This is a genomic window from Rhodanobacter sp. sgz306013 (assembly GCF_057031145.1).
The window spans coordinates 587,239-609,180 of sequence record NZ_JBXCIJ010000001.1 but is presented as its reverse complement, the minus strand read 5'-3'; the positions used below and the strand labels follow the sequence as shown (position 1 = coordinate 609,180).

13 protein-coding genes are annotated in these 21,942 nt (G+C 70.3%); all 13 read right to left on the bottom strand.

All coding sequences use genetic code 11. The features are described 5' to 3' along the window. Window positions 1-24: 24 nt before the first annotated feature. The 13 genes from AC2EWF_RS02790 to AC2EWF_RS02730 all read right to left on the bottom strand — a co-directional run bounded on the left by AC2EWF_RS02790 (window position 25) and on the right by AC2EWF_RS02730 (window position 21,857). Window positions 25-1,734, bottom strand: a complete 1,710-nt coding sequence (locus AC2EWF_RS02790) for a ShlB/FhaC/HecB family hemolysin secretion/activation protein (RefSeq protein ID WP_483638252.1) — start codon at window positions 1,732-1,734, stop codon at window positions 25-27. 825 nt (window positions 1,735-2,559) lie between these two features. Beyond that, complete coding sequence (locus AC2EWF_RS02785; RefSeq protein ID WP_483637827.1) at window positions 2,560-2,892, bottom strand: hypothetical protein; 333 nt, start codon at window positions 2,890-2,892, stop codon at window positions 2,560-2,562. Continuing rightward, a complete protein-coding gene (locus AC2EWF_RS02780; protein ID WP_483637826.1) occupies window positions 2,889-6,560 on the bottom strand; it encodes a bifunctional serine/threonine-protein kinase/formylglycine-generating enzyme family protein in 3,672 nt (1,223 codons plus the stop codon). Before AC2EWF_RS02780 ends, AC2EWF_RS02785 begins: the two co-directional genes overlap by 4 nt. A gap of 94 nt (window positions 6,561-6,654) precedes the next feature. Then, window positions 6,655-7,356, bottom strand: a complete 702-nt coding sequence (locus AC2EWF_RS02775) for a hypothetical protein (RefSeq protein WP_483637825.1) — start codon at window positions 7,354-7,356, stop codon at window positions 6,655-6,657. A 13-nt stretch (window positions 7,357-7,369) separates the two neighbouring features. Beyond that, window positions 7,370-9,262, bottom strand: a complete 1,893-nt coding sequence (locus tag AC2EWF_RS02770) for a protein kinase domain-containing protein (RefSeq protein WP_483638251.1) — start codon at window positions 9,260-9,262, stop codon at window positions 7,370-7,372. A 151-nt stretch (window positions 9,263-9,413) separates the two neighbouring features. Beyond that, window positions 9,414-10,133 (bottom strand): PP2C family protein-serine/threonine phosphatase, encoded by a 720-nt coding sequence (locus tag AC2EWF_RS02765; RefSeq protein WP_483637824.1) that lies wholly within the window; start codon window positions 10,131-10,133, stop codon window positions 9,414-9,416. Further along, entirely contained in the window at window positions 10,130-11,695 is a 1,566-nt protein-coding gene (gene tagF, locus AC2EWF_RS02760) for a type VI secretion system-associated protein TagF (RefSeq protein ID WP_483637823.1), read from the bottom strand. Before tagF ends, AC2EWF_RS02765 begins: the two co-directional genes overlap by 4 nt. A gap of 4 nt (window positions 11,696-11,699) precedes the next feature. After that, window positions 11,700-15,230, bottom strand: coding sequence for a type VI secretion system membrane subunit TssM (gene tssM, locus AC2EWF_RS02755; RefSeq protein WP_483637822.1), 3,531 nt, complete (start codon window positions 15,228-15,230; stop codon window positions 11,700-11,702). Between the two features lie 4 nt (window positions 15,231-15,234). After that, complete coding sequence (gene icmH / locus AC2EWF_RS02750; RefSeq protein ID WP_483638250.1) at window positions 15,235-16,557, bottom strand: type IVB secretion system protein IcmH/DotU; 1,323 nt, start codon at window positions 16,555-16,557, stop codon at window positions 15,235-15,237. 37 nt (window positions 16,558-16,594) lie between these two features. Continuing rightward, the gene (tssK, locus tag AC2EWF_RS02745; protein WP_483637821.1) at window positions 16,595-17,935 is read right to left on the bottom strand and encodes a type VI secretion system baseplate subunit TssK; all 1,341 of its coding nucleotides are present in this window, start codon (window positions 17,933-17,935) and stop codon (window positions 16,595-16,597) included. A gap of 39 nt (window positions 17,936-17,974) precedes the next feature. Further along, window positions 17,975-19,279, bottom strand: a complete 1,305-nt coding sequence (gene tagH / locus AC2EWF_RS02740; RefSeq protein ID WP_483638249.1) for a type VI secretion system-associated FHA domain protein TagH — start codon at window positions 19,277-19,279, stop codon at window positions 17,975-17,977. An 8-nt stretch (window positions 19,280-19,287) separates the two neighbouring features. Next, the gene (locus AC2EWF_RS02735) at window positions 19,288-19,845 is read right to left on the bottom strand and encodes a DUF6931 family protein (protein WP_483637820.1); all 558 of its coding nucleotides are present in this window, start codon (window positions 19,843-19,845) and stop codon (window positions 19,288-19,290) included. Window positions 19,846-19,856: 11 nt separating this feature from the next. Beyond that, the gene (locus AC2EWF_RS02730) at window positions 19,857-21,857 is read right to left on the bottom strand and encodes a type VI secretion system Vgr family protein (protein WP_483637819.1); all 2,001 of its coding nucleotides are present in this window, start codon (window positions 21,855-21,857) and stop codon (window positions 19,857-19,859) included. Window positions 21,858-21,942 lie beyond the last annotated feature (85 nt).

Sequence of the window (21,942 nt, the reverse complement as noted above, 5' to 3'; positions counted from 1 at the left end):
GTTGTCCGTCCGAATCGTGGTGCATCAGAACGTGAGGCCGAAACGCGCGTACAGGTGGTAACCGTGGTCGTCGGAGGCCTTCTGGCTGCCCAGCGGCACCGCGCCGTCGAGATGGAATTCGAGGTGGTGCCAGTACGGCAGGCGGAAGATGAAGCCGGCGCCCGCACCGCTGTAGGTCACCGGCGCGAGGCCGCTGGCGCGTTCTTTCGCCACCGGGAAGCCGCGCGCGTAGTCGAGGAAGGTTTCCACTTCCAGCAGCTCGCGCCACGGCCGGCCGTGGAACGGCGACGCCTTGTTGCTGAAGCCCGGTGCGTCGACGTGGTATTCCAGCGAGGTGTAGTAGCCGCGCGCGCTCAGCGCGTCGGCGATCGGGTAGGCCCGCACGCTGTCCGGGCCGCCGATCGCGAACTGCTCCAGCGGCGCCAGCACGTCGTTGCTGTATTGCCCATTGAACTTGAAGTACAGGCGCTGGGTGCGGGTGAGGAATTGCAGGCGGGTATAGCTGATCCGCTCGGACAGGAAGCTGCTCGCATGGTCGGGGCTGACCAGGTCTGGCTGCTTCGAGTCGTCGCTGATCGACTTGCGCACGGCCACCTGCAGGAGGTCCACGCCGTGGAAGCGCTTGTCGGTGTGTTCCATGCCGAAACCCAGCTCGGCCACGTCGAAGCGTTCGTCGGACAGCGGGAAGTCGAAGCCGCCCAGCTTCAGCTTCGACTCTTCGCGGATGTAGTGCAGCGAGCCGAGCAGCTTCAGGTCGTCGGTGTTGACGAATTTCCAGTCGGCCCCGGTGAAATACGAGGAGCTCGGCCCCTTCACCTGGAGCTTGGCGAACTGGCCGGAATTGATCTGCAGCTCGCTGCGGGTGGCTCCCGCCACCGCGCTGAGGCCGGGCACCACCACGGTGGGCGCGCGGTAGACCAGCGATCCGTAGACGTTCTGGCTGGGGTCCAGCGCGTAGTTCACGTTGGCGGCGAGGCTGTCGCCGATGCCCAGCGGGCTGTTCCAGGTGATGCCCGCCTCGGCGCGATAGCGCCCGGTGAGCGCGGTGCCGTAGTTGTTCGCGCCCAGCGTGACGGTGAACGGCCGCGGTGCCTCGCGCGCGACCATGATGAGGTCGGTGGCGCCGGTCTGTTCGCCCGGCTGGAAGGTGGAGGTCACCGACACGCCCGGCAGGTCGCGGTCATACAGCAGCGCCGTATCCACGTCGCCCTTCTGCAGCGCCTTGCCGCGCAGCTTCTCCGCCGGCGCCGCGATCACGCCCGGGTGGTAGCGCCGGGTGCCCTTGACGATGATCTTGCCGATCTTCCCCTCCAGCACCTGGATGCGCAAGATGCGGTCGTCGCCGACTGTCTGCGCCGGCAGGAAGGCGGTGGCCACGATGAAACCGGCCTTGCGGTAGCGCTGGGTGATCGCGTCGGCCACGCCCTGCAGTTGGTCGAAGCCGAGCTTCGCCGGCTGCCCGGCGCCGCCGCCGAGCTTGCCGAACTGCGCGTCCGCCAGCGCCTGCATGCTGGCCGGCGTGATGCCGGCATCCTTGTGCTCGCCCACGCCCTCCACGTGGAAGCCGCTCACCGCAATCTGCTGCGTCTGCGCGCTGCCGACATCGCGATCCTTGAGTGGCGGCACCACCCGGTCGGAGGGCGCCGCCGGCGCCGCGGCCGGCAGCGCGCCAACCGTCGGCGTCGGCACCGCCGCGGCGACGGCAGCCTGGCCGGCGGACGCCGCCCCATGCACGGTGTAGGCCACCACTTGGTCGGGCAGGTAGGCGTGCGCGTTCGGGTAGCCGGCCTTGTGCAAGGCCAGGGTGATCCGGTCGGCCAGGGCCTGCAGCTGCACCGCGGTCAGGGCGGCGGGATGGCCGTCCGCCGCCAGCGTCTGCTGGTATTCGCGGTCGATGATGCCCTGCACCGCGGACTGCGCGGTCGCTCCCGCCGCAGCCGGCACGCCGCTGACGAGGATCTGCGGCGGAGTTCCCCCGGCCGCCTGCGCCCATGCCTCCCCGGTCCCCAGGACCAGCGCCAACGCTGCTGCCAGACAGACCCTGCGCACGGCATTCCCCTTCATGATCGATGACGCACATGCACGGGCGCCGTTGACGCCCCTGCCATCCCGTGGTTCGGCCATGCAGGCTCGGTGGCGGGCGCCGGGCCGCCTCCGGCCCGGATCCACGATCATCGAAACCAGACCGTCCCGGGGATGCTCTGGTCAACCCCAGCGCAGGCGGCATGATGCCCAGAGGGTTCGCAGATGGTCGTGCGTGGCGCAGTCCAGACGGGTGGTCTGGGCAAGACGCGCGCGGCGATATGCGGACCCTCTGGGCATCACCTCGTCATTTGCGTTCAAGAAGTTGAGGCCGGTCTGTCCGACCGCATCCCGTCGGCCCGCCGCCCCGACAGGCAACCAGCCTGCCTTCGACGACGCGCCTGCGGGCTGCGGACAGACAGACCGGTGACGCCTGCACTGGGGTAGACCAGAGCATCCCTTGATATTCAAATGCGCAAAACGCCGACTTTTCCGGTCACGCCACGCGGACCGGATGCGCGAGTTGCGGAACAGGCCTCAATTCGCGCGCAGCAGCCAGTACAGCAGCAGCGCGCACAGCACCAGGCCGAGGACGAAGGCCAGCAGCGGCTTCCAGGCTACGGCGTACCGGGCGGCGAAGGGCGCCGGCAGCGATTCGGCCGGCGCGGCCGCCGCGTGGGTCGGCCGCCCGCCCTGCTGAGTGATCCGGGTACGCAAGGTATTGCGGGCAGTGATGCCATGGCTGTCGCACAGTGAGCCGAGCAGCTGGCGGCGCCGCTTGCGGTATTCCTCGCGGTTGATCCGCCCGCTGTAGTGGGCCTCGTCGAGGACACGCAGCCCCTGGTTGACCCGTCGTTCCCGTTCGCTCATTTCAGCTCCCGCAGCACCCGGAACCCGACATCCTTCTGCGCGCTGCCATTGTCGCTCCGATGGCTGTCCACCGTGCAATCGGACCAGTAGCTGTTGTAGCTGCCGCCGCGCACTATCACGCCGCCGCCGCTGGTCACCCATTCCCAGACGTTGCCGGTCATGTTCACCAGTCCCCAGGGATTGGGCTCGCGGCCCAGCGCGGAAATCGGCCCGGCGGTGCCGTCGTCGCTGGACGAGGGCGGGATGCAGTTGCTGTCCGGCGACTGCTTCCAGCCGCCGCCGGCATGGGCTGCATGCATCCACTCGGCGTCGCTGGGCAGGCGGTAGGTATAGCCGCTGGCGCTGCTCAGCCACTGTGCGTAGGCCCTGGCCTGGGCCAGGCTGATGTTGCTCACCGGCAGCTGGCCATCGCTGTCGGTCACTCCGGCGCAGGCATGGCTGGCGCGGCAGTAGCGGTTGAACTCGCTCACCGTGATCTCGGTGCGCGACATCGCATACGGTTTGCCGCCGCCGCTGCCGGGTATCACCACCAGGGCTGGTCCGCGGCCGCTGGCACCCAGGGTGTCGACGCAGGCGCGGCCCTTGCCGGCCAGTCCAGGACGCGCGCAGGGATCGGCGACGGCGGCGGCCGGAGCCGTATTGCCGGCCGCCGCGGCCACGGGCGTGGCGGCGGTGCCCGGGGTGGCCTTGGTGGCCGGCGCCCCGGCCGGCGCGTGGCCGGGCGCGGCGGCGGCTGGTGCAGTGGGCGCGGCCGGCAGGGGTACGGCGGCGGTCGGCGTTGCCGTCGCCGTGGCGCTTGGCTTGAGGCTATCCAGCAAGGCGGCCAGGCTGCCCTGCGCCAGGTGGCCGTGCTGCTTCAGTTCGGACTCCAGCGCGCCCAGGCCCTGCGCATCGGCCTTGCGGATGGCGGCCAGCTGGCTGCGCAGGCGCTGGTAGTCGGCCTCGGCGAGCGGTTGGCCGTTGGCCTTCAGCAGCGCGGCGGCAAGCTCGTAGCGCGCCTGCGCATTGCGCAGGTCGCCGCGGTTGCCCAGCGCCTTCAGGCCCTGCGCCAGCAGGCCGGATGCGGCCTGGTACTTGCCGCGCTGGAACGCGTCGTCGGCCTGGCCCAGATAGGCGGAGGCCACCAGTTGCGGACCTTCCTTGGCGAGGAAGGGATTGTCCGGCTGCAGGGTGCGGATGCGGGTCAGCGATTCCAGCGCCTTGGCGCTGTCGTCGGCAGCGGCCGCGCGCCGCACCGATTCGATGCGCGTGGCCACCTCGGCGGTCGCCGCCTCCTGGTCGAGCTGGGCCTGCGCCTGGCTCTGCAGCGCGGCCAGCTTGTCGCGCTGGGCAAGCAGCGGCGCCGACTGCGGCGCGTATTGCAGGCCGAAGTTCACCAGCGCCAGATCCTGCGGCAGGTGCATCGGATCGGTCTGCTGCCCCGCGGCACCGGCGATGCCGGTGCCCAGCGCCGCCACCAGCTTGCGCGTTTCCGGCGACTGGTCGTTGTGCAGCACGGCCATCGCGCCTGCCACCGACTGTTGCCAGCCGGCACTCGACTCGGGCCTCGCCACCAGCGCGGCCAGCGCGCTGCGCGCCTGCGTGAGGCTCTGCACCGGCGCGGCCGCCGCAGGCGCAGCCGGTACGGGGACGGCCAGCGCAGCCAGCTGCGCCGCGCGCTGCTTCAGCCGCGTCGAATCCGGGAACAGCCGCGTGGCCAGGGCGAGCCGCCGGCGCGCCTCGTCCGTGAGGTCGGCGCTCAGCGACTGTCCGATCGCGATGTCGTACTTCAGCTCCAGCTCGGCGTTGTGCAACAGCGCACTGTTTGGATCGATGGCGCGGATGCGGTCCAGCGTGGACAGCGCGTTGTCCGGCTGGCTCTCGAAGATCGCGCCGGCGGCGATGCGCTGCGACAGCTCAGTGTCCAGCGTGTTGAGCAGGTCGTTCTTCTGCTGGGTCACCGCGGTGCGGCGGGCATCCAGCTTGGGCGAGTACAGCTTCAGCTGGTCGCGCAGCTGGAACACGTGCTGGGCGCCCGGGAAGTCGTAGCGGCCCTGCGCCGGATCCCAGTAGGCATCGATGCGCGCGAGCAGGAAGTTCTGGATCGCCTCGCCCTGGTCCAGCACGAGCCGCTTGCGGTCATCCTCGTTGAGGCCGTCCAGCGCCTGCATTGCCTGGTTCTCGTTCGCGTAGTGGTGCGGGTTGCCGGCCGCGAAGCGCGCTATCACCTGCGACAGGTGATGCTGGTGCAGGTAGCTGATCGTGCCCCAGGTACCGCCGGCGATCACCACGGCGGCGACCGCGCCGTAGCCCAGCCACGGCACCAGCCGCTCACGCAGGCCGATCTCGCGCAGGCCGTCGATGAGCGCACCCGCCGTCTGCAGCCGCTGTTCGGCGCGGAACTCCACGCTGTCGCACAACGCCTTGTACTGGCGCCGCGTCAGGCCCGGTACCGGCGGCGGCTTGCGTCCTTCTTTGAGCGCGACCTCGGCGCTCACCTTGTCGAAGGGATGCTTGCCGGTGAGCAGCTCGAACGCCACGCAGCCCAGTGCATAGATGTCGTCGCTCGGCGAGGGCTCCTTGCCCTGGATCATCTCCAGGCTGGCGTAGGCGGGCGTCAGCGCACCCAGCGTGCCGGCGTCGAACACTGTCTCCTCGCCGGTGGCCTCGCTGAGGTGCTTGCCTGCGCGGGCGATGCCGAAGTCGAACACCTTGGGCACGCCATCGCGCGTCACCATCACGTTGCCGGGCTTGAAGTCCGAGTGCACGATGCCGGCCGCGTGCGCGCGCTTCAGCGCCCAGCCCATGCCTTCGATCAACGGCCGCGCCTCGACCAGCGACAGGCCGTGGTACGCACGCTCGCGGATCAGCGTGCGCAGGTCCGTGCCGTCGATATACTCCATCGTCATGAAGACGATGGTGCGGTCCTTGTCGAAGTCGTAGACGCGCACGATGTTGTCGTGCGCCAGCAGTTGCGCGCGGCGCGACTCGCGCTGCAGCGCGATCAGCGAATCGGGATGGCGGCGGAACTCGTCGTTCAGCACCTTCACCGCCACGTAGGGGTCGCGGTCGCGCGCCTCCACCTTGCGTTCGTCGCGGGCGAGGTAGACCACGCCCATGCCGCCGCGGCCGATCTCGCGTTCGAGCAGGAAGCGCCCCTTCAGCAACATGCCCACGGTGGCGTAGTCGCCGCCTTCGGCCGCGGCCATCTTTTCCCAGCTGGTGCGATTGAAACTGCTGCTGGAACCGGTGCCCTGGGTACCGGTGACGGCGGTGGCCTGCGGCGCATCGGCCGCTGCAGGCCGCGAGGCGGGCGCGACCACGGTGGCGTCCGCCTCGCCCGCCGGCGCCGGCGGCCGCGAGGCCGGCTGCACCATGGTCATCTCGGCATCCGGCGGCGGCGCGGCGCGGCGGCCGGACACCTGTACCTTCGTCACGTCCTCGTCCGCCGGTGCCGGCGGCGTTGCGGGCGCCGGCGCGGCCGGCTGCAGGCTGCGCAGCTTCGCGGCGAGCGCACGTGCCAGCGTCGGTTCGATCCGGTCATCGGCCGCCATCGCCTCGAGCAGGGCCTGCTCGTCGCGCATGACGTCGTCCGGCAGCGCACCGCGTGCGGCCAGCGCCTCGAACAGCCCGGGCAAGGTGAGCCGCTTGGCCTGGTAGTCGGCAATCAGTTCAGCGATGGATCTCATGGGAAACAGTCTTTCCTTTCGGCCGCGGAATCACGGCATCGTGGCGGATGCGTCGCTGCAGAGGATTTGCCGGGCCTGGTGCATGTCGCCGGCATCAGCCGACCACCAGCATGGGGACCTGGTTGGTGCGCACTTTCTGGCCGTCCATGTACAGCGTGGAGCTCATCGAGTAACGGCCTTCCTGGATGCCCTTGGGCAGGTTGAAACCGAAGCTGCTCTCGTACTCGCCGGTGCCGTTGATCGCGTCGACGTCCTTGGTGGCGGTGGCCAGCTGCTTGCCGTCGGGTGAGTACAGGGTCAGCTGTTCCTTCAGCTGGGGGGGCACGTCGTGCACGCCGCGCAGCAGCGTGACGTGCGACTGCATCTCCACCGTGCCGCCGGCCTGGACCGTGCCGCCGGGAACCAGCGCGCTCTGGTAGGAATCGACCGTGTTGACGGCCGGCAAGGCACCGCGCTGGCGCCGGTACTGCGCTTCCACCGCCTGCGCGTCGCGGACCCGCCGGCTGTGGTAGTTGTAGGCCATGCAGGCGAACGCGCCGACGCCGGCGCCGATCGCCGCGCCCGCCAGGTGCCCCTTGCCCTTGCCAAACAGCGATCCGGCGAGCGCGCCGATGGCGCCGGTCACCACCGGATTGCACTCCTGCGCCGCCGTGCTTCCGGCGCTGGCGCTGGCACCGGGATTCGCAGTGGCCGCGCCCGGCGTGCCGAGACCGCCCATGTCAGCACAGCCGCCGAGCAGGATCACCGCGATCGCCATCGCCGGAAGTCCCACGCCCCGAATTTCGTGTGCATGCATGACAACACCTCCTTCAATTGATCGTGATGTTGCTCATCGCCCGCTGCTGCGCCTGCTGCGCGCGTTGCAGCAATTGCCTGGCCCCCGTGTCCCCGGGGGCAATCTGCAGCGCAGCCTTGGCATTGGCAATCGCCGCGGAATACTTCTGTTGCGCGTAGTTTTGCCGGCCTTCCCGCAACAGCTCTTCCACCACCTTGCGCATCCGTGTTGCATCGGCATCCGGGCGTTCCGCGGGCCCGGGCTGCGCCGTCGCCGGCGGCGGCGACGCCACGGCCGCGACCACCAGCGGACGCGGTGGGCCGGCCGGCCTCGCCACCGGCTTGGGCTGGTCGAGGTCGTGCTTTTCCTTGTCCACCGCGAGGCGCCTAAGCTCCAGCTGCGGCAGGAACAGGTGCAGTTGCGCGGGCAAGGCGAAGACCCGGCTGGCCGCGGCGTAGTCGCGCCGGCCGTGGGCCGGGTCCCAGTACGCATCCACGCGCTCGAGCAGGTAGGACTGCACCAGGTCGCCGTGCGCCAGCATCAGCTGCCGTCGCCCGTCGTCGCCCAGGCCGGCCAGCGCGGCGAATGCCAGGGTCTCGTTCGCGTAGCGATGGGCAGCACCGGGCTGGAAGCCGGCGACGACCTCGGCCATCTGCCGGACGCGCCACTGGCCGAGCGCGAACCAGCCGCCGGCCAGCAACAGCAGGACGGCGGCCAGCGCATAGGCCAGCGGTCGGCCGGCGCGTTCGCGCAGGCGGATCTCGCGCAGACCCTCGACCAGCGCCTCGACGTTCTTCAGCCGCTGCCCGGCGTGGAACGCCACGCTGTCGCACAGCGCCTTGTACTGGCGCCGCGTCAGTCCCGGCACCGGCGGCGGCTTGCGTGCCTCCTTCAGTGCGACCTCGGCGCTCACCTTGTCGAACGGGTGCTTGCCGGTGAGCAGCTCGAACGCCACGCAGCCCAGCGCATAGATGTCGTCGCTCGGCGACGGCTCCCTGCCCCGGGTCATCTCCAGGCTGGCGTAGGCAGGCGTCAGCGCACCCAGCGTGCCGGCGTCGAACACTGTCTCCTCGCCGGTGGCTTCGCCCAGCCGCTTGGCCGCCCGTGCGATGCCAAAGTCGAACACCTTGGGCACGCCATCGCGCGTCACCATCACGTTGCCGGGCTTGAAGTCCGAGTGCACGATGCCGGCCGCGTGCGCGCGCTGCAGCGCATGGGCCATGCCGGTGATCAACGGTCGCGCCTCCGCCAGTGGCAGGCCGTGGTAGGCACGCTCGCGGATCAGCGTGCGCAGGTCCGTGCCGTCGACGTATTCCATCGTCATGAAGACGATGGTGCGGTCCTTGTCGAAATCGAACACGCGCAGGATGTTGTCGTGTGCCAGCAGCTGTGCGCGGCGCGACTCGCGCTGCAGCGCGATCAGCGAATCGGGATGGCGGCGGAACTCGTCGTTCAGCACCTTCACCGCCACGTAGGGGTCGCGGTCACGGGCCTCCACCTTGCGTTCGTCGCGGGCGAGGTAGACCACGCCCATGCCGCCGCGACCGATCTCGCGTTCGAGCAGGAAGCGCCCCTTCAGCAGCATGCCGACGGCGGCGACCTCGGCATCCGCAGCCACCATCCGCTCCAGATCGGTCCGGTTGAAGCTGCCGGCGGAAGCGGTCGGCTGTGCGCCGGTGGCCCCGCCGGTCGACGCACCCGTGGGCGTCGTGGCAACGGGCGCCACCCGCGTGGCGTCCTCGGCAAGCGGCCGCACGGACCGCGACGCCGGCTCCACCCGGGTGACTTCGGCACCGTCCGGCACGTCGGCGGGATACGCTTCGACGCGCACCCGGGCGCCCCCGCCGTCGACCGGCGCCTGCAGCGTGCGCAGCCTCGCGGCCACCGCCTTGGCGACCGCCGGGTCCAGCCGGCCGTCGGCCGCCATCGCCTCGACCTGCTCCAGCTCGGCGCGGTGCTCATCCGCGCTGGTCGCTCCGCGTGCACCGAGCGCGTCGAACAGCCCCGGCAGGGTGAGCCGCCGGGCGTTGAAGTCGTCGAGCAACCGGTGGAGAGCCGTCATCGACGCGACCCCGCCATCAATCCTGCAGCCGCACGATCACGGCGGAAATGTTGTCGCGTGCGGCACGCTGCAGCGACAGGTCGAACAGGCGCGCCAGCAGCATCGACGGGTCAGGCAGCTGGCGGCATTCGCGGTCCAGTTCCTCGTCGCCCAGCTCCTTGTTGATGCCGTCGGAACAGAGCAGGAACTGCGTGCCGGGACGGTTGCTCGCCACCACCCAGTCCATGAACAGGCGCTCCTCGGCGCCCACCGCACGGCTCAGCACGCCGGCACCCGCCTGCGCCGATGTCGTGCCGCCGCCGAACTGGGTGACGTCGTCCTTCATGCCGTGCACGTGGTCGCGGGTGATCTGGCGCAGCTGGCCGTCCTCGTTGCAGTAGGCTCGGCTGTCGCCCACCCAGCCGCACAGCATGAAGTCCTTGTCGTGCACCAGCAGCACCACGGTGGAACCGATGATGTCGCTGCCGCGTTCCAGCGCGGTGGCGATCAGGTCGGCATTGATCTGCTGCAGGCAGTCCTCGATGGCCTCGATGAAATCGAACACGCTGCCCGTGCGCCGCAGCGCGCCGAGCCGCTCGACGATCATCTGGCTGGCGTAATCGCCCGCGGCGTGGCCGCCGAGGCCGTCGGCGACCACCCACAGGCCGACGTCGTCGCGCAGCAGGATCGAATCCTCGTTGTGCCGTCGCACCTTGCCGGTCTCGGTGCGCCCGGCGGAAAGGTAATGCAGGGTCATGGCTGCACCTCGATCACGGCCAGCGGCCAGCCGGCCGCGTGGATTCCCAGCCCGGCCGCGGCGGCGATGTGCGCGCACGCGGCATGCGGCGACGGCAGCGCCAGCGCCTCGGCCAGCAGCGACGACGGCAATTCGGCCAGCTTGCGGGTAGCCAGTAACAGCAGGCGGTCGCCGGTGTCGATCTCGCAGACGATCTCGTCGCAGATCGGCTGCGCGGGTGCGCCCAGCCCCGGTGCCACCGTCGAAGTGCGGCTGAACAGCAGGTCGTCCAGCTCGCCGCCCAGCCCCGCGCCATCGGCCGGCAACTCGCCGCCGCCGGCGGCGAACAGCGCATGCAGCTGTCCTGCGCGCCAGTGCCAGGCGCTTGCGGTGCCGATGCGCAGCAGGTCGGCCCAGCGCCCGGTGACGCGCACGGCGATCACCGCGCCATCCTCGTGCACCGGTTCGGCATGGTCCTCGGCCAGCTGCCGAAGGCGCGTGTGCAGCACCAGCAGGCGTGTGCGCAGCGCCTGCATGCCGGCGACGAAATCGCTGGGCACGAAGCGGCCGATCAGTTCGCTGACGGCAGCGGCCGCCTGGCGCCGCGGATCCGGCTCGCCGTCGTCGGCCACCACCATGGTCAACGCGCAGTCGTAGCGGTGCAGCACGCGCGCGCCGCCCACGTCGGCGGCGCGCTGCGTGGTCTCGGTCGCGCCGGGTTCGACCGCGTCCAGATGAGGCGCGAGGTCGGCAAACAGTTCGGACAAGTCGTCCGGCAGGCGCACCGGCGTCGGGGCGGCCATCGCGGCCGCAGGCACCGGTGCGGTCCGCGGCGCCGCAGGCGCGGGCGGCGTGCGCGCCGCGGTGACGGCATCGAGCGTCTTCTGCCAGGGCACATCGGCGTGGGCCGCGTCGAGCATGCCGGCATGCGCGGCCGGCTCGGGCAGGCCGCGGCTGACCATCACGCCGGGCGGCATCCGCGGCGCGCCCGTGGTCCACCACAGTGCGTGCCCGGGCAAGGCCGACAACCCGGCCCAGAGCGCGGACAGGAAGGTCGTGTCCACCACCGGCGGCAACGGCAGGCGCCAGAGGGCGGCGCTGCCCCAGTCGAGCCGGGGCACGACGGCATCCACGGCAGCCGCCGCGGCGGACAGGTCCGGCAGCGCGACGACGCGCGCATCGAACGGCTCCACGCCCTCGCCGCTCGCCTGCGCCTTGCGGTGCGCGCGTTCGGCGGCGGCGAACCAGGCATCGTTGCGCAACGCCGCCTCGACGGCAGCTTCATCCGCGAGCGGCGCGGCGATCACCATCGGGAAGCTGCGCCCCACCCGGTCCGTCGCCGCCCCCGTCACGCCGGCCCACGCCCCATCGCCGCAGATGCCCGGCGCAAGCAGGAAGCGCCACACCGCGGCTTCGCGCCACGCCTGCGGCCAGTCGTCGCCCAGCCGCGCGCGGCTGGCGCTTACCGCCTGCTCGAAGTGACGGTCCCACACGTCCACGAAGGATGCCGGCAACCGGCGCTGCACGAAGTCGCCGGTGCCGGGAAGTTTGCCGAAAAAACCCGCCCCTGTCGGATTCGGCATGCGGTCACCCCCCGCACCGGAAACGTTGCACCTCGGTGTTGAGAAACGGGTTCTTCAGGTTGCTGGCCTGGATGGTCAGCTTCGCCGTCTTGCCGCCGAAATTGAAGCTGGCGAGGAAGCTCAGGTCCGACTGCTTCTGCAGGTGCGCGGCCTGCAGTGCGCGGAAGAACGCCCAGTCGCCCTGATAGTCGAAGGTGCTGAGCAAGGTGCCCGAGCTGTCCCAGGCGGACACGGTGACGTGGCCCGGCTGCGGGCCCGGCCACTTCATCGCCATGCTGGTGGCGCCGCCGGGCTGGTAGCTGAATTTCTGCCCGTCGACGTCGAACTCCAGCTTGCCGATGCCGGGATCGAGCAGCGGCGCCTGCACAGTGAAATCCACTTCGGGCTGGTTGCCGTTGCGGAAATACATCTGGCGGATGTCGTCGGCCATCTGCGCCTGCGCCAGGATGCCGGGCGGACCGGCCACCGCGCCGGGACCGGTCTTCCACTGCCAATTGCGGCCGCTGGCGTCGACCAGCTTGGACAAGGTCTGCTTGTTGAACGTGTCGAAGCTGCCGCCGTTGCCGAACAGCTCGCCGAAGTTCTGCAGCGGGATGTCGGTGCGGCTGTCCGGCGCGAACGGATAGCGGCCCCGCACGAAGCTGGCGCAATCCTTGCCCACCGCTTGCTGGAACTGGTCGCCGAGTGCCCCCTTGGTGCCGCTGGCCACCAGCGAGGCGCTCTTGCCGGTGAGCGAGGCTACCCAGCCGGACACCGGAGCCGGCAGTTGCGACGCCTGCTGCTGCGCCAGCAGCAACTGCGGATTCGGCTGGCCTGCGGCGTTGCTGAAATCGGTCATGGTCAGCAGCGTCTTGCTCAGCTGGTCGAGCACCTGCAGGGTCTGGTCGATCGGCGCCGCGCCCGGCGCACCGGCACTCAACTGGTCGAGCGTGGCGAAGTGCGCGCTGATCGCCGCGCCCGGCGGCGCGGCCGCAGTCGCGGCGGCGCCACCGCCGCTGGCCGCCAGCGCACGCGCCAGCGCGTTCTGGGTGAGCTTCTGCGCCGCCTTCTTCTCCGCCGCCTGCTGCGCGCCGGCCAGCGCCTTGTCCCCGGCGTCCTGCGGCGGCGCCTTCATCATGTCGCTGGTGTTGTCGCGCACCGTGTTCAGCAGTGCCTTCAGCGGCGAACTGGGGCCGGCAAGCTTGGCGGCGATCGCGCTGGCGTCCTGGATGCTGGTGACCGACTGCAGTTGCAGGTCGGCGAGCAGGCCGTCCCAGGCCTTGATGTAGTCCTGCTCGTACAGCGCCAGCACCTGCTGCGCGAGGCGGGCCTTCTGCAGGCTGTCGATCGGCGTGGCGCCGAACACCCAGTCGTCCTTGGCGAACTGGTCGACCGCCTGGGCGACGCCCTTGCTCGCCTCGTACTGGAACATCGGCTGGGTGTACAGCGCGGGGATCGGCTCGGACAGCGACGCACCGCTCTTGCGGACGAACACGTTGCCGAGGAGGCCCAGCGCCTTGTCGAGCTGCAGCGGCGGATAGTCCACGCCGCCGGCGCCAAGCTTGAGGTTGCCGTAGATCAGGGTGGGCAGGTCGGCGGTGCGCAAGGTGTTGCGCGCCTGCTCCACCAGGGTCTTGTCCAGGCTCAGCGCGCGCAGCCGGCCCGGCTCGGCCACCAGCGCGTGGAAGTGCTTCGCCAGCGCCTGCTGCAGCACCGTGTCGCTTGGGAATACCTTGCGCCACTCGATGTCGGTAAGCGCGGCCAGCTCGTCGGCGTTCTGGTGCTGCGGCTCACCCAGCATCAGGTAGCCCTTGAGGTAGTAGTACAGCGCCTGCGGATCGCCGGCGTTGCCGGTGAGTCCGCTGCGGAACTGCGCGGCCACGCCCGGCAACAGCAGGCCGTTCAGCTCGCGCAAGTAGGCGTCGTGCACCTCCCCGCCCACCGCGCTGCCCTGGTAGAGGCCGAAGCGCATGCCCACCGGCACCTGGCCCCGGTACTTGTTCGCCGCATCCTGCACGGCGGACAGGCCTTCCAGCCGGGCCAGCACGCGCGCGAAGTACTCCTTCTGGGTGGTCGCTCCGTCGACGTCGCTCGTGGCCGGATAGCCCTGCAGCGCAGCCTGCACTTGGGCGAGGTAGGCGCGGTTGCGCCCGTAGCTGGTGCCGAAGCCGGCCAGCAGCAGCACGGTCAGCAGCAGCACGCCCGCGTAGGAGGCGACCTGCAGCAGCACCTTCTGCCGCTCCAGCGCCGGGTTGGTGCCGGCGAAGCCCGACTCGCCGAACAGCACTTCCTTCAGCAGACGCTCGACGAAGAAGGTGCGCCGCTGCGCACCGGGCACGTGCAGCTGCGCCGCGTCCACGCCGAAGGTGCGCGCCACCGCACTCATCATGCGGTCGATCGGCGTGCCTTCCTGGGTACCCGAGGTGAGGTAGACACCGCGCAGCAGCGGTTGTGCGGCATAGGCGTTTCCGCTGAACACGCCTTCCACGAAGCGCCGCGCGATCTCGCGCACGGCGGCCAGCTGCTGCGGGAACGACAGGATCGCCGCGCGCCGGTTGCGGTCGCGTTCGGCGTGCAGGCGATCGAGGATGCGCGTGTCCAGCTGGCGCAGCAGCAGGTCGAACTCCTCGCCGAAGCGCCTGGCGGCGCTGCCGTCCATGGTTTCCTGCAGCGGGAACGAGAAGCCCCATACCTGGCTGCGCAGTTCGGGATTGAGGTCGTCGAAGAACTCCCCGAAACCTGCGACCAGGTCGCACTTGGTGAAGGTGAGGTACACCGGCACGCCGATGCGCAGGTGCGTGGCCAGCTCGTCCAGCCGGCGCCGGATCGCCTGGATGTGTTCCGCCAGCCCCGACTCGTCCAGCGTCAGCAGGTCGGACATGCTCATCGCGATCACCACGCCGTTGATCGGCCGGCGCCTGCGGTACTTGCGCAACAGCTTCAGGAACTCCGCCCATGCCGAGGCATCGGCGTCGCGGTCGGAATCCTGCATGGTGTAGCGGCCGGCTGTGTCGAGGAACACCGCTTCCTCGGTAAACCACCAGTCGCAGTTGCGGGTGCCGCCGACGCCGCGCAGCGCCTCCTTGCCGAAGCGCTCGGACAGCGGAAAGTTGAGCCCGGAGTTCTGCAGCAAGGTGCTCTTGCCCGAGCCCGGCGGACCGATCACCACGTACCACGGCAGCGCATAGAGGTTGCCGCCGCGGCGGGTCTTGCGCAGCGTGTCCACCGCCTCCTGGAAGCGCGCCTGCAGCTGGCTGCGCTCGGCCGCGCTGCGCTGGTCGCGATCGCCGGCACCGGGCTGCGCCCCCTGTCCGGCCAGCTCGCCGGACATCTGCTGCGCCTTGCCGCGCGCGCGCCAGGCGCGGATCTGCAGGATCGCCAGCCACGCCACCACGATCAACACGATCAGCAACAGGCGTGCCGCCACGCCGGCCAGCGGCTGCGAGGCGCCGATGCCGAGATAAGGGCCACCCAGCCAGATCAGCAGCGCCAGCAGCACGATACCGACCAAGGTGATGAACCAGCCGGTCTTCAACAAGCTCAGGAACTTGGCCACTGGCTCAACCCTCGGGGATGTACATCAGTTCCACGCGCCGGTTGCGCGCACGGTTCGCCGGCAGGTTCGGCGGCAGCGCGATCGGCTGCGAGTCGCCCGCGCCGCTGGCCTCCAGTCGGCCGGGGTTGTCCAGGCCGTCGCCGAGCACCTGCTGCACCGCATGCGCACGCGCCGCGGACAGCGCGAAGTTGTCCTTGAACTTCAGCGAGTGGATCGGCTGGTCGTCGGTATGCCCCACCACGATCACCCGACCCGGCACCTGATTCAGCGCCGCGGTGATCTTGTGCAGCAACGGCAGCTCGGCATCGCTCACCTCCACGCCCCCGGAGGCGAACATGCCGGTTGCGGAAAGCCGCACCAGCTCGCGGCCGTTGCCCTGCTCGACTATGGCGAGCTGGCCGGCCTGCTCCTCGGGCGCCAGCAGCTGCTTCAGCGTGGGATGCACGGGCGGCGGGTTGGCCTTGTCCAGTTGTGCGGCGGCCGGCGGCGTCGCGCCTTCCAGGCCGATCTGCGCCAGCTGCGCGCTTACCGGCGAGGACAGCGTGTTCAGCCGCGTGTGGAAATACAGGAAGGCGCCCAACAGCACGCAGGCTGCCGCGGCCACGATCACCCACAGCGGCACGTAGCGGATCAGCGGGTTGCGCTTGTCCTGGATGCCGCGCCAGTGCGGCGCCAGCTCCTGCGCGGCCGGCGCGCGCTGCGCACGGATGCGCCGATACAGGTCGTCCTGGATGTCGGCCAGCTTGGCGCGGCCGCCCGCCTCGATCAGGTAGCGCCCGCCGAAACCCAGCGCGAGGCAGATGTACATCAGTTCGATCAGGCCGATGTGGCGCGAGAAATCCGCGCACAGCCGCTCCAGGATCTGGAAGAACTTCGCGCCGCCGTAGGACTCGCCGTGGAAGGTCACCAGCAGGGTCTGCTGCGCCCAGCCGCTCTGCTCGCCCCAGGGCGCGTTGAGCACCGCCTCGTCGAGCATGGTGCACAGCACGTAGCGCGCGGCCAGCGCGGTCTGCTGCGGAATGTTCGCCTGCTGCGCGTGGCTCTCGAACTTGCGCACCTGCGCCACCACCTGTTCGCGCAGGTGGCTGGCGTCCGGCGGCGTGGCGCTGTGGCGCAGCTGCACCGCGAGCAGCAGCAGCGGGCTGGCCGCCTGTACCAGCGGGTTCATGCCGCCGCCGAGGAAGGCGCTGATCTCGGCCGGGGTGGCCGCCACGCCGCGCGGCGCGGGCGCAGGCGCCGGTGCGGCCGCAGGCGGCGCGGCCTGCGCGGGCGCGGGTACCGGCGCTGGCGCGGCGCCGCGCGGACGCACCACGGTGGCGTCGCGCATCGGATCGTCGTCGAACGGACCCTTGGGAGTACTCACATCACCCTCCTCGAATCGCCCACAGCTGCAGGTCCAGCCCGGCGAAGCCGCTGCCGAAGTGGAACGCGATGCCGCCGGAGGTCTTCAGCTCGCGCCACATCGCCGCGTGGCGGTCGAACTCGAAATACAGGTAGCCGGCGTTGTACGGGATCTGCCGCGGCGCCACCGGCATCGGCGCCACCGGGATGCCCGGCAGCTGCAGGTTCACCAGGTCGCGGATCTTCTCCACTGGGCCGATCTTCGACTGCGCGGGCAACTGCCGGCGCAGCTCCTCGGACTTCACGTCGGCCTTCGCCGCCAGCACGAAGGCGGCGTTGTCCAGCAGGGTGAGGTCGGGCACCACCGCCACCCACACGCCGTACTTGCGTTCCTGCAGCGGGATCGGCGTGGCGGTCTGCTCCATCACCGCGCTGAGGCTGGCGCGCAGGGCGGCGATCACCGGTTCGAAACTCTCGCGCAGCGCCTCGTGGCGGTACGGCGGCAGCGCGGGCGGCCGCTTGCCGGGCGCGGTGAAGGTGGCCAGCTCGCCGGCCATCGCCACCAGCACACGGTACAGCTCCTCCGGATGCAGCAGCGGCGCCTCGGCCAGGTGCGCCACCAGCGGCTGGCAGCGGTTCACCACCTGCAACAGCAGGAAGTCGGCGATCTCCGCGGCGCCGCCGCGGTCGGTCAGCGCCACGCGGCTGGCCAGCGCCTCGCCGCGCTGGTGCAGCAGGCCCAGCAGTTCGGTGAGGAAGGTCACCAGCCGCGGCACGCCCTGGCAACTGAGGCCGGTGGGCATGAAGGCGTCATCCAGCGTCACCCGGCGGTCGCTGCGACATTCGACGATGCGCGCCAGCGGCATGCGGGTGAGCCCTTCCATCGGCTGCGACTGCGGCAGCAGGCGGCTGCTCATGCCACCCACTTCCAGCGGCGTCGCGCCGTCGGTGCTGCCCGAGGCATCGCGCACCTCGGCCTCGCGTACGCGGAAGCGGAAGAGTTTCTCCGCCGGCGCCTCGGGTCGCCCGCTGTCGGGCTGGGTGGGCGAGCGCAGCGGCAAGGTGAGGAACACGGTCTGGTCGCGGCAGTTCGCATCCACGTCCAGCGGCGGCGGCAGCGGATCGTCGCCGGGCATCGCGAACGGCGTGCCGTCCGGGAAGATGCCGCGCGCGCGCTTGATGCCGAGCTTGCCGATTGCCAGCAGGTCCGCCTCCAGCTCCAGCTCGTGGAAGCCCCAAGCGTGGGGGCGCAGGCTGCCGGCGCGCAGCTCGACGAAGCGCTCCAGGTAGCGTTCCTGCTGCTGCATGTGCTGGGGCCTGAGGAACAGGCCTTCGCTCCAGATCACCTTGTTGTTCTGCGTCATGCCGCTTGCTCGCTCATGGTTGTTCCGGTCTGCCCCGGGTCAGGGGCGGCGCGCCTGTTCCGCCCTTCGCACCGACTTCAATCGCGCCAGCTGTTCCTCGTAGGCGCGCGCGAACTCGTCGCCGAAGAGGCGGCGGAAGCATTCGTCGGGATTGCCCATGAGCTCCTCGAAGTGCTCGCGGTAGCGGTCCCAGTAGCGGCCCTTGCCGCCGAACGCCGCGCGCTTCGCGCCGCCGTCGGCCTCGTGCTCGAAGCGGTCGGGATTGAAGTGCACCAGCAGCGATTCGAAGGCGGCGCGCACGCCGGCCAGCATCGCCATCTGGTGGCAGCGGATGTCCTCGAAGGCATCCTGGAACGCGGCGCTGCCGGAGAGGAAGGCCGGTCCGGCGGGCGCCAGGATGCGCTGCACCGCCTCGTCCGCGGTGGGCGCGAACTTGAGCGGATTGTTCTCCGAGCGCTGGATGATGGTCACCGGCAGGCGGAAGGTGTTCTTGATCTCGGCGCGGGCGCGCAACACGTCCATCACGCCGTCGGCCACGATCAGCAGGATCCGCTCCAGCTCCGCGGGCAGCACCGCCGTCGCCGCCGGGCCGATGGCCGGCGCGGCAAACGCGGCGGTGGCCGGCGGCGCGGTGGGCGGCGCAGCGGGCGCGGCAGGCTCCGCCTTGGGCGCGAAATCGCCCATGGTCAGGTCCCAGTTCTCAGGCAGCACCTGGGCCTGGCGCTGCACGTCGGTCACCGGCGGACGGAAATGGTCGGCGCTGCCGGGCGTGTGGTTCCAGCTCGGGATCGGCGCCGGCCGCGGCGGCGCGGGCTCCGCCACCGGCGTTGCATAGGGCGCGTCGAGGAAACTCAGCGGATCGAGGTCGCCGCCGACCGCGGCAGCGTCGGGTATCAGGCTGGCGCCCGCGGCCGGCGGCGGCGCCGGCGCCAGCAGGTCGGACAAGCCGAAATCCAGCGGATCGCTCGCCAGCGGCGCAGGCGCCATCGCCGGCGCGGGCGCGGGCGGCGCCTCGGCGGCTGCCTGGCCCGGCGCCCGTACCTGCACCGAGATCTCGAAAGTGTCGATCTGCAGGCGGTCGCCGTCCTTCAGCGCGGAGGGCTCGCCCTTGGGCAGCGGCGCACCGTTGAGCAGCATGCCGTTGGTGCTGCGGTCCTCGATGAAATAGATGCCGTTGAGGCAACGCACCATCGCGTGGATGCGCGACACACCGGGCGCGCCGAGCACCCAGTCGCAATCCTCGGAGCGGCCGATGCTGCCGCCGACCTCGGGAAAGGCTTTCTGGCTGCGGCTGCCGAATTGCGCGGCCTGCCGGCCCAGCACTTCCAATGTCAGGATCTGCATCGGCACGCTCAGGCTCCCTTGCCGCCCGCGCCGGCCGCTTCGCCGGTGCCGAGCAGGCTCAAGGCGCGGGCGACGAACTCGGCGCGCCGCGCCGCGAAGCGTTCGGCCACCAGCGCCGCCATCAGGTTGATCGCCGCCACCGTGGCGCAGGCGGTGAGCTGGTCCGGCGGGGGCACCGGCGTCTCCTGCGCACTGGGCGCCAGGCTGCCGCCCGACCAGCCGGCCGCCGCGGCCAGCCACGCGCCCAGCGACTTGTAGCCGCCGGAATTCGCGAACTCGTACGCGGCGCGACGGTTGCTCTCGGTGGGTTCGCGCACCCACTTCTCCGCGAGCGAGGCGCCGGCCTTGTCCTCCAGCTCCAGTGGCTGGTCGCGCGCGCACTGGCACAACCACGCCACCGCGTAGCGCTTGGGCAGCAGTCGCGCCAGCAACTTCAGTGCATCCTGCGCCGCGCCGGCGTCCAGCAGCGACTGCACCGCCGCCTGCGGCGCCATCTCCGGGCGCAGCCGCGCGCTGGCCTCGGGCGACAGGCCCATCTGCATCGATGCTTGCAAGATCGCGGACATGGCCTGCCTCCTCAGCCGATCATCGTGATGCCGCCGCCGAGCTTCGCCATGCCGTCGCCGGTGAGCTGCAGCATCGCCCCTTTCACCGTGGTCATCGCCCCGCCCTCCACATTCATCATCGCGTCCGAATGCACCTTCACGCTGGCGCCGGCGCCGATGTCCACGGTGGCCTGGCCGGCCATCTTCACCGTGGCGTCGCCGGTGATCTTGATGTTGACGCCCTTGATCTCGATGTCGCCCGACGCCTTCAGCGTGATGCTGGATGCGCCGCAGACCAGGTCGATCTCGGTGCCCGCGTCGAGCTTGAACTTCTGGCCGATGGTGGTGGTGCCGTTGGCGGTGACGTCGAGCTTGTCGTCGTTCTGCACGGTAACCTTGCGGTCGTGCTTGATCGTCTCGGTCTGGTCGTTGTCGACGGTGAGCGTCTGGTTGTTCTTGACCTCCACCGTCTCGTCGTGGGCTATGCTCACCACGTGGTCGTTCTCCACCTCCTCGTGCATGTCCTTCTGCGCGTGGATGACGAAGTCCTCGCTGCCCTGCTTGTCCTCGAAGCGCAGCTCGTTGAAGTCGTCGGCGCCCCCGAGCAGGCTGCGGCTCTTGATGCCGCTCTGGGTCTTGTTGTCAGGCAGGCCGTAGGGCACGGTGTTCGTGGCGTTGTAGACGCTGCCGATGATCAGCGGCCGGTCGGGATCGCCTTCGAGGAAGCTCACCACCACCTCCTGGCCCACGCGCGGGATGCTTACCGCACCCCAGCCCTTGCCGGCCCACGGCGAGGCCACCCGCACCGGGCAGGAGCACTTCGCGTTCGGCTTGTCCGGCATGTTCCAGTGGAAGTTCACCTGCACCCGGCCGTACTGGTCGACCGCGATGTCCTCGTCGGTGTCGCTGCCGGTGACGATGGCGGTCTGCAGGCCGACGACCTTGGGCTTCGTCGTCCTTATGGCTTTGCGGAACGGAATGCTGCTCGGGATGGCGCGGAACTGGCACTGGAACTCGAGGTGGCCGCCGCTGCCCGACGCATGGCCGCCACCGCGCAGGTAGCTCTGGGTGGCGGTCAGCAGGTACTCCTGGTTCAGTTCCCTGCGCGCGTAGTCGCTCAGGGTGAACAGGTTGCCGGCCTCCGCGCCGCACGCGTCGGTGGTGCCGTGGTAGCCGGAGCGCGCGGCGGTCAGCGCCTCGGCGCGCACGCTGGCGTAGTGCTGGCCCACGCTGGCGTCCCCGTGCGCGCCGGGGAAATCGAAGGCGGTGTGGGTCGTCGCCGGCTGGTTGCCGTCGCTGGTGTGCGAAGACAGCAGCGAGGCCTTGGGCGTAAGCGGGTTGTAGTCGGTCAGCTTGAAGGTGGCGCCGTCGACGCCGCGCACCGCCCCGAAGGTGGCGATCGTCGCTGCCTTGCCCAGCGCGCCGCCCGCACCGGCCGCGAACGGCACTTTCTTGAATCCGTCGGCGGCGGCATGCGCGCCCACGCCATCGGCCAGCACCATGGTGTGCTTGCTGCTGTCGTGGGTGAAGTAATAATAGATGCCTTCCTGTTCCATCAGGCGATGAATGAAGCCCAGGCAGTCCTCGCGGTACTGCACGCAGTAGTCGCGCTGCGCGTAGTTGCCGGTGAGGCTGTTCTTCACGTCGGTGTAGCCGGACTCCTCCAGCAGCTTCTGGATGATGTCCGGTGCGGTCATCTCGGTGAAGATGCGGCAGTCGACGATCTGTTCCAGCAGCCACGGCTTGGGCACCAGGGTGACGGCGTATTGCGCGTAGACCAGCGTGTCGACGGTGGCGACGCCGGTCTGCGACGCCTCGCAGACCATGCCGTTGAAATGGCGCTTGAAACTGTTCTCCAGGGTCAGCGTCACGGTCATCGACGAGCCCAGCAGCGAAGTCAGGTCGATGCCCGCGTCCGCGCTTTCGAACTGCACGTCGAAGCGGAAGAGCTCGCCAAGTTCCTCGTCCGCGCTCATGCCGACGAACATCAGGTTGTCGCACTTGCTGGAAGTGATCTTGACGGGATCGCTCATGCGACTGCGCTCCTGGTAAAGGGCCGGAGCCGGTCGTGCCAGCGGTGGTGCCGCACCGCCGCGCCGACCGGCGCGCCGCGCCCGG